The sequence below is a fragment of the Haematobacter missouriensis genome (assembly GCF_000740775.1).
GTDB classification, from domain to species: Bacteria; Pseudomonadota; Alphaproteobacteria; order Rhodobacterales; family Rhodobacteraceae; genus Haematobacter; species Haematobacter missouriensis.
Genome location: NZ_JFGS01000028.1, coordinates 1 through 11907 on the forward strand (window position 1 = coordinate 1; position 11907 = coordinate 11907).

Below are 11907 nucleotides of genomic sequence, written 5' to 3' on the forward strand. Positions count from 1 at the left end.
CACCACGGCCAGCGCCTGGCGTTTCTCCGTGGAATACCGTTTATCTCAGCCGTGCCGTAGCCCATCTGCGTCAAAGTGGTCGAACTATCCCCGACATATTGCTCAAGCATGTCTCGCCACTCAGCTGGGAGCACATAAATCTCACCGGCATCTATTCCTGGGACACCGAGCAGCAGATGCCCGAAGGCTTCAGGCCATTGCGACTTCCTGGAAGAATCCTCCGCGCTGCATGACGTTCCCGCTCCGTTCGGTCTTAGCGTACGATTTCGAGCAGCTCTTGTTCTGACCCCAAGAAGCCGGTGGCGATCAGCGCGATGCCCAGGCAGATCAGCGCTATCGGCTGGGCCAGCGTGACCAGCACCCCCGTCAGGATCACGCCGAAGGCGGTCACCAGCATCGGGCGCCGCCCCAGCCGGTCCGACAGGGAACCTGCGAGGGAGGAGGAGACGATGCCAAAGCCGAAGGTGAGAAAGATCAGGCTCACCATGCTGGGGCTGAGACCATAGGGGTCGCCCACCAGCCGGAACGTGGCATAGTTGAACACCGTGCTGAACACGCTCGTGAGACAGAAACCCAGCAGATAGAGCCGTTGCAGCGCCGGATTGCCCAGATGGGCACGCCAGGCCTTCAGGTGAAAGCCAAGCCCCACACTCCCGCCCCGACCGCTTCCGGCGGGCTGGCGCGCGGGCGGCAGCAGCAGGGCAAAGCCGATGGCCGCGGCAAGGCAAAAGGCGCCGAGCACCTCCATCGCCACGCGCCAGGACCAGAACTCGGTCAGAACGCCCATGCCGATCCGGCCCACCATCGCACCGAAGGCCGTGCCCCCGATATAAAGGCCCATGGCCCGGCCCAGATCCCCGGGCGCGATTTCCTCGGCCAGATAGGCCATCGCGACCGCCGGAACCCCGCCCAGAACCAGCCCTTCCAGCGCGCGTGCGGCAAGGATGCCATACCATTCCGGCAGCAGCGCCACGGCAAGGTTCAGCGCCGCAGCGCCGAACATCCCCGCCACCATTACCTTCTTCGGGCTGAACCGGCGCGCGAGCATGGCCATCACCATGATCGCGAACGCAAGGAACCCGGTCGTCAGCGACAGCGCCAGCGAACTGCTGGCAGGCGACAGCCCGAACTCCTGCGCAAAGGCGGGAAGCAGCGGCTGCACGCAATAGATCAGCGCAAATGTCGAGAAACCGGCCAGAAACATGGCCAGCCGGATACGGGCAAAGGCGGGCGTCCCCGCGCGGGCGGGTGGAGCAGCAGGGGCCGCGGCAGGAGACGCCGTGACAGCAGGGGAGGAGGCGGTGGAGAAGCGGGGAGTGAGAGCGGTAGCCATGGGGAGGGTCCTTTCCCCTGAAGGGATAGACACTCCAGAGCCAATCTTCCAATATATGGTAAAGTCGATTTCCATATGTAAAACAGATACCATGGAACTGCGTCACATCCGCTATTTCCTCGCCGTGGCAGAGGAGGGGAACTTCACCCGCGCTGCACGGCGCCTTGGCATCGGGCAGCCGCCGCTCAGCCAGCAGATCCGCGATCTGGAGCGGGAGGTGGGGGTGCAGCTGTTCCATCGCGTCCCCCATGGTGCGGAACTCACGCCCGCCGGGGCCGTCTTCCGGGATCGGGTCGCGGAACTGCCGGGCGCGGCGAGCGCGGCGGCAGAGGCGGCACGCCGCGCAGCGCGGGGCGAGATCGGCGAGCTGCGTCTCGGCATTACCGGCACTGCCGCGCTGAACCCGGTCGTGCCACGGCTGATCCGCGATTTCCGGGCCGAGCGGCCGGGCCTCGCCCTTCATCTGACGGAGGCGAACTCCCTTCGCCTGCGGGACGACTTGCTGGAGGGGCGGCTCGACGTGGCGATCCTGCGCTCCAGCATCGGCGATCCCCCCGAACTCCGCTTCTGGCCCCTTGCGGATGAAGCCTTGCTCGCAGCCCTGCCCGTCGCCACCGATCCCGGAACGCCCCGGGTCGCGCTGGGGGATCTGGCGGAACTGCCACTGATCCTTACCCCGCGCGATTTCGGCACCAGCCTGCATGATGCCGCCGTCGCCGCCTGCCGGGCCGCCGGTTTCGAGCCGCGCCCCGGCCAGACGGCTCCGCAGGTCGCCTCCATCCTGTCGATGGTTTCCGCCGGGCTGGGCTTTTCGCTGCTGCCGGAATCGATGCGGCAATTCTCGGTCGAAGGCGTGGTCTTCCGCCCGTTGAGCGACCCCGAAACCCGTGTGGCGATCTCCGTCGCGGCGCGGCGGAGCGGCATGACCGCCACCGTCACCGCCTTTGTGGACAAGGCAAGACAGCTCGTGCGTTGAGCATGCAGCGCCGGGGAGGTCTCGGACGGGAGCCTAGACGGGGCCTGGCAAGCTGTTGAAAAAGACTTTTTGGCCTGCGTTGGAACGGAAATCGTTCGCAATCTGACAAAATCCAACCGGAAATCTATATAACTTCCGGGCGTTTCCGGGCCGATTTTCCGATTTCCGGCACATAGCATGACACTTCAGGACTTTTTCAGCAGCCTGCTAGACAGGTGCCCTCCCCGAGCGGGCAGCCCCGCGGCCGGTTCGGTCTGAGGATGTTTCCCTGCCGGGATCTGCCGGAGGGATAAGCGCGCAGGCTTTCGGCAGGAAACCGGCAGCGAAGGATCAGGACAACCAAAGGTCATCCATAGCCCGCCCTCATGCGGCTTTGGCCTTGCCGGACAGCGTCTGCCGGAGCAAGCATGTGCATCCGTGCCATTGCGCAATGTCGGACTGAGGGGTGCGAGAGGCCCCTTGCCCACCGTCCGCGACACACGCCCGGCAATTCGAGCGTCATCCGCCTCCCCCAGCAACCATTTGGCCAGCAAGCATTTGGGCATGATCGTCTGACGCGGCCTCCTCAGCCCCGGGACAGCTCCTTCATGGCCGCGCCACCCCCGACATCGCCCAGATAGAGGCCGAGCGCCTCCCGTTCGGCGCCGCTCATGTGCAGTCCGAGCTTCGTGCGCCGCCACAGGATATCCTCGGCGGTACAGGCGTACTCCTGCTCCGTCAGCCAGCCGACCTCCGCCTCCGTGAGCGTGCCGCCGAAATCGCGGCCCAGATCGGCCATGGAACGAGCCTCTCCCAACAGGGCGAAGGCTTCCGTGCCATAGGTCCGCACCAGCCGCGCCGCATGGGACCGGCTCAGGAACGGATAGGCCGCGCCGAGCCTGTCGATCAGCGCCTCCACGCCATCGACCGGGAAATCGCCCCCCGGCAACGGCACCCGCGCCGTCCAGTCGGGTTTCAGGCCGGGAAGATGCGGCGCCAGCCTGTGCATCGCATCCTGCGCCAGACGCCGGTAGGTGGTGATCTTGCCGCCGAAGACGTTGAGCAGCGGCGCGCCGTTCCCGTCCAGGCTCAGCACGAAATCCCGTGTCGCCGCCGTGGCCGACTTCGCCCCGTCATTGTAGAGCGGCCGCACCCCGGAATAGCTCCAGATCACATCGCGGGCGGCAACGGGGCGCGCGAAATAGCGGCTCGCGAAGGCGCAGAGATAATCCCGCTCCTCGTCCGTGCATCGCGCCTCCTCCGGCGGGCCCTTGTGATCCTGATCCGTGGTCCCGATCAGGGTGAAGTCCTGCTCGAAGGGGATGGCGAAGATGATCCGCCCGTCCGGCCCCTGAAAGAAGTAGCACCGGTCGTGATCGTAGAGCTTCGGCACGACGATATGGCTGCCCCGCACCAGCCGCACACCCTCCGTCGAAGGGATGCGGGCCACGTTGCGGATGATATCCTCCACCCAGGGGCCGCCGGCATTGACGAGAATGCGCGCCCGGTGGGTCTGCCGGCCCGCCCGCCCTTCGGTGACGACCTCCCACAGATCGCCCTTCCGCTCGGCCGAGACGACCCGCGTCCGCGTCAGGATCCGCGCGCCGCGCGCCGCCGCATCGCGCGCGTTCAGCACGACGAGCCGCGCATCCTGCACCCAGCAGTCGGAATATTCATAGGCCAGCCTGAAACCGGGCTTCAGCGGCTTGCCGGCCGGATCACGCGTCAGGTCCAGCCGGGAGGTGCCCGGCAGTATCCTGCGCCCGCCCAGCGTATCGTACATGAAAAGGCCGAGCCGGATCAGCCAGGCCGGGCGCCGCCCCTTCATCCACGGCATCACGATCCCCAGGAGCCGCGACGTGGGAGTATCGTTCTCAAATCGCATGTCGGGCGAATAGGGCAGCACGAAGCGCATCGGCCAGCTGATATGCGGCATGGCGACGAGCAGCGTCTCCCGCTCCTGCAGGGATTCCCGCACCAGATGGAACTCGAAATATTCGAGGTACCGCAGCCCGCCGTGGAACAGCTTGGTCGAAGCCGAGGAGGTCGCCTGCGCCAGATCGCCCTTCTCCGCCAGCGTCACGGAAAGGCCACGCCCCGCCGCATCGCGCGCGATCCCGCACCCGTTGACGCCGCCACCGACGATGAAAAGGTCGGAAATGTTCGCCGAAGCACAATCCGCCAAGCGTTTTCCCCCAGAGCGAAACGGATATCCCCCCATCGCATGGGAAGAGTGGTATCAACGCCGTGATATCGGTCAAGATTTATTTTCGTTTATTCATCATTTTCGTATAATCGAACATTCATACGGGTTACACTTCGATCTTCCGCGCATGTATGCGGTCAGGTGTGTAGCCGCGCTGGCGTGTTAGCACACTGCCTCGTGCTCGACATGGCCTTGATTGAACCGGCCCCGGCAGGCTGCTGAAAAGACCTTTTGGGTCTGCATGGGGGCTCAAATCGGCCGCAATCTGACGGAAATCCAACCGAAAACCCCGCATTTCAGCTCATCCCCGGGCCGATTTCCCGATTTCCCGAGCATAGGTAGGCCACGTCGGAACTTTTTCAGTAGCCCGCTAGGTGATAGACGCAGGAGGCGCGCAAAAACGAACATCCACGAAAACCGGGGGAAAGATGCCCATCAGCATCCGCCAGAACGAAATACTCGATCTTGCCCGCAGCGAGGGGCGCGTCCTGGTCGATGACCTGGCCAGGCGCTTCGAGGTGACGCTGCAGACGATCCGCCGCGATCTTTCGGACCTGGCGGAGGCGGGCCTGCTGGACAGGGTGCATGGCGGCGCGGTCCCGCGAAGCGGCATGGTCAACCTTGGCTACGAGGCCCGGCGCCGCATGAACGCCGAAGCGAAAGCCGCGATCGGGCGCGCCTGCGCGGCGGCCATCCCCGATAATTCCAGCCTGATCCTCAACCTCGGCACCACGACTGAAGCGGTGGCGGCCGCGCTCCTGCACCACTCCAACATCACCGTCGTGACCAACAATATGAACGTCGCGAATACCCTGCTGTCGAATTCGAGCTGCGAGATCATCGTCGCGGGGGGAACGCTCCGCCGGTCCGACGGCGGCTTGATCGGCGAGGTGACGACCCAGTTCTTCGAGCAGTTCAAGGTGGATTACGCGGTCATCGGCACCTCTGCGCTGGATGGCGACGGCGATCTGCTGGACTACGATCTGGCGGAGGTCCGCGTCAGCCGCGCGATCCTGCGGCAGGCGCGGCAGGCCTATCTGGTCGCCGACCACTCAAAGCTCGACCGCTCCGCCCCCGCGCGCATCGCGAGCCTTTCGGAAATCGACGGCATGTTCACCGACCGGCCCCTCCCCGAACCCCTCGCACGGCGCTGCGAGGAATGGGGCACCGAAGTGCAGATATGCGACCAGAGCCCCGTGCCCTGATCCTCATATCCGCAGCGGAATTCCTGTGCCCCAGAAACATGAGCCGCATGACACGGGCGAAAGCGCCCCTGCGGACGTCAGGGCCATCGAACATCGAAGGCGCCGTGATCGTCCCTATGATCCTTACGGCAACGCCCAGAACTGACCGGGGCATGACTCGTATTGTATCATGTAATACACTTAACGCAGGCAGAGACTTGCCTCCTCACCCCTGGCATGGGACGTCTCCGCGACCGTCTGCAGCGCCGCGCGGACCGAGAATCAGGAGCGCGGGGCGGCAAGGCCCGGATGCCAGAACGTCACCCGTGCCTCGTTCCAGAAGTAGTGCAGGATCCCGAGGACCGAGAGGCTGCGGTCTCAGAGCGCAGATACCGAGGTCTCCCCGGCCGGTTCGCCTGTTTCTGTCTCTTCAGGGTCCGGCGCAGGATCAGTCTCGTCCCTCATTTTCTTCCGCCCAGGCCATCGCCCGGTTTCAATCCACGCTCCCGCAGGGGGAGCGACACGTCCCTGCACGCCGATGTGGTCTACGACGATGACGTTTCGATCCACGCTCCCGCAGGGGGAGCGACTGCCAGCGCCGGGCTGCGGCGCGTGAGGGCGGCATGTTTCGATCCACGCTCCCGCAGGGGAAGCGACTTTGGTGGTATTCGTAGCTTTCCAGAGCGTTACGTGTTTCGATCCACGCTCCCGCAGGAGGAGCGACCTTGTCGTGGTCCTTCATGCCACCCATATATGTGACGTTTCGATCCACGCTCCCGTATAGGGGATTGCGTAGATGATCCGCCGGTGCCCGTGTCGCGCCGCATGGTCAAGCGCAAAACCCAGCGAGGCCAGCGTCTTGCCGCCTCCGGTCGGCACGGTGAGCGTGAACAGGCCCGGCTGCGCGTCCGCTTGACTCCGGATGTGACAAAGCACCCGCTTTCGAAGCGCGTTCAGCTCACCCGTCGTCGGCAAGTCAGCCATATGCGCGTCATACTTGCGGCGGAGTTCCGGGAGCACCTCGATCAGGGAAGGCCAGTCCCGGTCCCGGCCCCGCAGGTCGAGCTGGTCGTAGAATGCCTCGGTATCGCGATAATCGGCGTCGACCAGACACGAGAACACCATCCGCCCGGCAACCGAGAGGTCGAAACCTGCCAGAACCGGATCATTGCGCATCTTCGCCTTCAGTTCAGACAGAACCGGAGTGAAGTCGACCCGAGCGGCCGCAGTCACTTCCCGAGGCACCGGATCGCGCGCGCGGAAGAGTTCAAGCCGCCGTTCCAGGCCGGCTTCCGAACCCCGGGTATCCGGTAGGCCGGCGTGATGGCCAAGGATGGCCTGCGCCAACACCTCTCCGACGACACGGACCGGCGCGCGGTCGATGAGGAGGCTGCCTCCGGCTGTGGAATGATCCACACGGACCCCCTCCCCCCGCAACACCCGGTCGAAGTCCGGATCGTTCTTCCCGAAGTCGTGAAACTCTGTCACCAGCCGCGCGCTCGCCCCCAGGCCGAGGGCCGCGCCGCGCATCCCGGCCAGATCGGCAGCACCTTGCGCATGCACGGCCAAGGTCTGCCAGTCGCTTCGGTCATCATTTCGCCCTGAATGGGCGTAGGGTTCAGGGGGCGGCATGTGTTAATACTTTGTTAATATTGTGGAATTCACGTTCAATGCCCCGTAACCGCTCAAAGGCGGATGCCGTACCGGCAGCAAATCGAGGCTGTTCCATCGAGGCCCCGTGCCCGCTCCACGCCGAACAAGTCGCGTCGCCGATGTGATGCATCATGTTACGGTAAATCCAAAGACGTCTATGATTTTAGCCGTTATGAACCTCGTGCTATGTCGTGCATCATACACCACCGGTTGGTCCGCTCCACTGGCCCGACTGGGGGGTCCGCCACCCCGGGGTGCAATTTGTCCCGCAGAGAGAGGAAGCTCGAGTGCGATCATGGCCCGGGCCTGCTGGCGGTCTTCTGGCGGACACTTGGCAAGGTTGGAGCAGGGCCGCTTCCGCCACCGCAAGGCCCAGCCCCTGCACCAATCCCTTCGACCTGCGCGAGGCGGGAGGGCAGCACGACAGCAGCGCTTGCATTGGACGATCAACTGCGATTCTGGATCAGCCATGATCGGAAGCGCAACCTTTTCGCCCGGAAATGACCGAGCTTCCGGCCTGTCTAGGCTTTGGCACGGTGCCTTGTACGGTGCGGTATGGCCACTGCAAGGCGCAGTATCAGCGCTTCGCGAGCACCACTCGCCGCTTCCCTCTCCGTACAAATCATTTCCGATAAGGCACACTTATCGATATAATATAGCAGTTCCCCGTGAACCGCCCTTTGGCCTGTCAGGCAGGCGGCGTCCGGTAGTGGAATTCGGGGGGTGGGGCTGCGGTCTCTTCAGCGATCAGGGCATCCAGCATCCCACGGTGCGGCGATCTGCGGCAGACCGGGTCCGTCGCGGCGGGATCTCCCAGCAGGGCCATGGCCTGACACCGGCATCCCCCGAAGTCGATGTCGCGGCGCTCGCAACTCTGGCAGGGTTCCGGCAACCAACCGGTGCCGCGAAAGGCGCTGAAGGCAGGGCCGTGCGTCCAGATGTCCGCAAGCGCCGTTTCCCGCAGGTTCTGAAAAACCAGCCCGGGTATGGTTTCCGCCGCATGGCAGGGAAGCACCTTGCCGTCAGGGGCGATGTTGAGACCCGTGGAGCCCCAGCCGCTCATGCAGGCCTTGGGAAAGTCGGAGAAATAGTCGGGCGGCACGAAGTCGATGGCCAGCCGGCCGGCATATTCCCTGCGCGCCTGGGCCACCGTGCGCTTTGCCTCCTCCACCTGCGCCCGGGTGGGTTGCAGGCTGGCACGGTTCCTGAGCGCCCAGCCCTGGAACTGCACGCAGGCCACCTCGATCCGCCGGGCGCCGAGATCAGCGGCGAAGCTTATGGCCTCCGGCAGATCCGGGAGATTGTGCCGGTGCATCACCGCGTTGATCGTGAGGGGAAATCCGATGCGCGCGATCTCCGCCGCGATCTGCAGCTTGCGGGCAAAGCCGCCCCGATAGCCGCCTATCCGATCGGCGATATCGGCCCGCACACCCTGCAGCGAGAGCTGGACGTGATCCAGACCCGCCGCATCCAGATCGGCCAGGCGGCGCGGAGAAAGTCCGATGCCGGAGGTGATGAGATTGGTGTAAAGCCCTGCCGCACGGGCTGCCGCCACGATCTCCACCAGATCGGGGCGCGAGGCGGGCTCCCCGCCCGAGAGATGAAGTTGCAACACACCAAGCGCGGCCGCCTGACGGAACGCCTCCGCCCATTCTGCCGCCGTCAGCTCCGCATGGCGGGAGGTCAGTTCCAGCGGGTTGGAGCAATAGGGGCAGGAGAGCGGACAGCGATGCGTCAGCTCCGCGAGCATCGCGATGGGAGCCGCGGGCGTCATGCCGCTTCCACCAGCCGGCGCAGTACCAGATCGTTCAGGAACGCCAGCACATCCTCGACGATCTCCGCCTCCGGCGCCTCGAACCGCCGGGCAAGCTCTGCCGAGATCGCCGTCACGTCACGCGCGCCATCCACTTCCGTCAGGATCGCCTCGCCCGGGCCATCGAGGATCAGCGCGATCTCCGGCCCAAGCAGAACGGTGGCGCCGCGCACCCGATCCTCATGCAGGCGGACACCGCGTGGCAGACGCGGGCGATCCCCCGGGCTCATGCGAGACCCTCCCCGGGTCGCCAGCCGCCCGGCGGGATCAGGCCCGGCGTCACATAGGCCGCGTGCAGCGCATCCAGCTGCGCCCAGAGCACTTCCGTCTTGAAGGTCAGCGCGGCGGCGGCCATGTCCTGCTGCTCCCGGGTCACCGCATGGTCGAGCACCCAGCCGAGACCAAAAGCCACGTCCTTCGGCGCTTCCTGCAGCCGGTGGCTGAAATAGGCGATCGTCTCCGGCGTGGCGAAATCGTAGTGTTTCAGCAGCCCCGCGATCCGCTGCTCATGAATGGCGGGCGCGAACAGTTCGGTCAGCGAGGAGGCCACGGCGGCAAGCAGCGGCTGATCCCGCACATAGCGGACATAGGCATCGACGGCAAAGCGGGTGGCGGGCAGCACGCCGCGGGTGGAGGCCACGTAGTCGGGATCGAGCCCGATCCCCCTCGCCAGCCGGAGCCAGCGCGAGATGCCGCCCTCCCGCTCCGCGGTGCCGTCATGATCCTCTATCCGCGACCGCCAGGCACGGCGGAGAGCGGGATCCTCCACACGGCTCATGAAGGCCGCATCCTTCATAGGGATGCGCGACTGGTAGTAATATCGGTTGATCACCCAGGCCCGGACCTGATCCAGCGTGCAGCCGCCGGAATGCAGCAACGCATGGAAGGGGTGCTTGTCATGGTAACGCTCCACACCGATCCGGCGGAGGCGCGCCTCGAAATCCGAGGGGGCTGGAATATCCATCATGTCGTGATCTCCATGCCGTCAAAGGCGAGGGACCAGCCTGCGGCCGCCACCTCCGCACGCTCGGCCGAGGCGGGCTGCAGGACGGGGTTCGTGTTGTTGATGTGGATATAGACACGGCGGCCGGCAAAATCCGCAAGCCGGGCAAGGCTGCCGTCAGGGCCGGACATCGGCACATGGCCCATGCGGGCGCCGGTTTTCGTGCCGGTTCCGGTCCGGCGCATCTCCTCATCCTGCCAGACGGTGCCATCGAACAGGAGCAGGTCGGCGCCATCCAACTGCCGGCGCAGATCGTCCGTCACCCGGGCGCAGCCGGGAATGTAGAAGACGACGCTGTCATCATCCTCAAGGCGCAGCCCCACGGTCTGCTCGCCCATGGCGGCGGTGTCGGGCTCCTCCTCCTCAAGAAAGAGCGCCACCTTGCCCGGAACCGCGAAGGCCGTGACGGTCAGGCCCTCAACGGGTGAAAACGGCTCATCCAGCCGGATCGGCAGAAAGCGGACCACGCTGCGATCAAGCACCCGGAACACCGGCTCATCCAGGATCGCCAGCGTGGCCTTCGTGCCGTGGAGCGCGAAGGGCGTTCCTTCGCGCAGCGTGAGCAATCCGGCGATGTGGTCGATATCACCGTTGGTGAGGATGACCGCACCCATCGGCGTGCCCCGAAGCGACTGCGGGTGCAAGGCAGGCTCCGCCTGCATCTGCGCCCGGATGTCAGGGGAAGCGTTCAGCACCACCCATGTCAGGCCGTCTGCCGAAACGGCGACCGAGGATTGTGTCATGGAGGGGATGCGCCCGTCCCGCGCATCCGCGCAGTTCCGGCATCCGCAATTCCACTGGGGCAGCCCCCCACCGGCGGCTGCCCCGAGTATTCTCAACCGCATGGTATGAAGCGTCAGACCAGTTCGCGGTCGTTGCGATCATCCTCTGCGGGACCGTACATGTTGATTTCCATGCCGCATTTGATCTCACGGAGCACAGGTTTCTTCCACGCCATCAGTCTTCCTCCCTGACTATGGAAGGAGGAGGGTAGAGGCCCCTGCGGGGCAGGCAATACAACTTATGGGCAATTGACAGGCAGACGCGGATATGCGTGTCGCATAAAGTGGCAGATATTCCGTTGCCCGGAGGCTGCCTCAAGAGGCTGCTCTCTAGAAACTGCGGAAACCCGCGCCTCCGTTCCGAAGCGACAAAGGGGTCAAGTCGATCATGCGCGAGGCCGCGAAAACACGGTCCTACGCGGCGGCGCCTCCATGCTGAACGTCGCCGAGTGGCTCTATCTCGAATGGGCATCCCCCCCGACCTTTACCGGCCAGTTTCATGCATGCGGAATGGATCACATTACACGACAATCCCGACTTCCAGGGTTTCGTGGCCTTTCTACGTTCCGAACTGGACCGGGTCGGACCGGAAGACCCTGACATCTGCCACGATTTCTTTTGGCGCGCCGTAGCGCTCGAGCTCAATTTCTTTGATGCGGCGTATCGGTCGGCCGGGTGATGCTCCCCGGATGGCTCATCCTCCCGATCAGTGCCGATGACCGCCCTCCGGAGGCAGGGTTCCGCATTGACACGTCCGGTCTTGCATCGCCGTCTTCCACGGCATGGGATATCTCGCCTGAGCGGCTCTCACAGTGCCAGGCCTGCCGCAGGGCCGCACGACCTGACCGAGGGGCTGGGAGGGGCTGGCGAGCTGACCCGAAGGGCTGGCCGCTTTGCCCCCGATAATGCCGGTTAGCGGACAATGATACCCCGCAGGATGCCTGTGCTCTGGTAAGGAAAGCGACATCTGCCGCTCAT

The 11907-nt window shown here is 64.9% G+C and carries 11 protein-coding genes and 1 pseudogene; 3 read left to right on the forward strand and 9 right to left on the reverse strand.

Features of this window, described 5'->3' with window-relative positions; all coding sequences use genetic code 11:
* The coding region (locus CG51_RS19635; RefSeq protein ID WP_156961350.1) for a Tn3 family transposase at nt 1-233 on the forward strand (233 nt) is incomplete at its 5' end.
* Between the two features lie 20 nt (nt 234-253).
* On the opposite strand, the gene CG51_RS14515 is transcribed toward CG51_RS19635, so the two are convergent.
* Entirely contained in the window at nt 254-1333 is a 1080-nt protein-coding gene (locus CG51_RS14515; RefSeq protein WP_051930656.1) for an MFS transporter, read from the reverse strand.
* Nucleotides 1334-1424: 91 nt separating this feature from the next.
* On the opposite strand from CG51_RS14515, the gene CG51_RS14520 reads away from it, so the two are divergent.
* Nucleotides 1425-2309 carry a LysR family transcriptional regulator gene (locus tag CG51_RS14520; RefSeq protein ID WP_035746227.1) on the forward strand — a complete coding sequence of 295 codons (885 nt, stop codon included), beginning with the start codon at nt 1425-1427 and terminating at the stop codon, nt 2307-2309.
* A gap of 565 nt (nt 2310-2874) precedes the next feature.
* Here the strand turns inward: CG51_RS14520 and glpD are convergent.
* Nucleotides 2875-4473, reverse strand: coding sequence for a glycerol-3-phosphate dehydrogenase (gene glpD / locus CG51_RS14525; RefSeq protein ID WP_035746229.1), 1599 nt, complete (start codon nt 4471-4473; stop codon nt 2875-2877).
* A gap of 449 nt (nt 4474-4922) precedes the next feature.
* On the opposite strand from glpD, the gene CG51_RS14530 reads away from it, so the two are divergent.
* Nucleotides 4923-5699, forward strand: coding sequence for a DeoR/GlpR family DNA-binding transcription regulator (locus CG51_RS14530; RefSeq protein WP_035746231.1), 777 nt, complete (start codon nt 4923-4925; stop codon nt 5697-5699).
* Nucleotides 5700-5960: 261 nt separating this feature from the next.
* On the opposite strand, the pseudogene CG51_RS21160 reads toward CG51_RS14530, so the two are convergent.
* The 7 genes and pseudogenes from CG51_RS21160 to pqqA form a co-directional block, all read right to left on the reverse strand.
* Nucleotides 5961-6041: pseudogene (locus CG51_RS21160) on the reverse strand (hypothetical protein); the annotation flags it as partial.
* 375 nt (nt 6042-6416) lie between these two features.
* Nucleotides 6417-7310 (reverse strand): CRISPR-associated endonuclease Cas3'', encoded by an 894-nt coding sequence (locus tag CG51_RS21165; protein ID WP_088239014.1) that lies wholly within the window; start codon nt 7308-7310, stop codon nt 6417-6419.
* Between the two features lie 709 nt (nt 7311-8019).
* Entirely contained in the window at nt 8020-9105 is a 1086-nt protein-coding gene (gene pqqE / locus CG51_RS14545; protein ID WP_035746236.1) for a pyrroloquinoline quinone biosynthesis protein PqqE, read from the reverse strand.
* Nucleotides 9102-9374 carry a pyrroloquinoline quinone biosynthesis peptide chaperone PqqD gene (pqqD, locus tag CG51_RS14550; RefSeq protein ID WP_035746237.1) on the reverse strand — a complete coding sequence of 91 codons (273 nt, stop codon included), beginning with the start codon at nt 9372-9374 and terminating at the stop codon, nt 9102-9104. The genes pqqE and pqqD overlap by 4 nt, the downstream gene beginning before the upstream one ends.
* On the reverse strand, nt 9371-10111 hold the full coding sequence (pqqC, locus tag CG51_RS14555) for a pyrroloquinoline-quinone synthase PqqC (protein ID WP_169742252.1): 741 nt from the start codon (nt 10109-10111) through the stop codon (nt 9371-9373). The genes pqqD and pqqC overlap by 4 nt, the downstream gene beginning before the upstream one ends.
* Nucleotides 10108-10992: a pyrroloquinoline quinone biosynthesis protein PqqB gene (gene pqqB, locus CG51_RS14560; RefSeq protein ID WP_035746238.1), complete on the reverse strand. Its 885-nt coding sequence runs from the start codon at nt 10990-10992 to the stop codon at nt 10108-10110. Before pqqB ends, pqqC begins: the two co-directional genes overlap by 4 nt.
* A gap of 11 nt (nt 10993-11003) precedes the next feature.
* Nucleotides 11004-11105: a pyrroloquinoline quinone precursor peptide PqqA gene (gene pqqA, locus CG51_RS14565; protein ID WP_035746239.1), complete on the reverse strand. Its 102-nt coding sequence runs from the start codon at nt 11103-11105 to the stop codon at nt 11004-11006.
* Between the last annotated feature and the right edge of the window lie 802 nt (nt 11106-11907).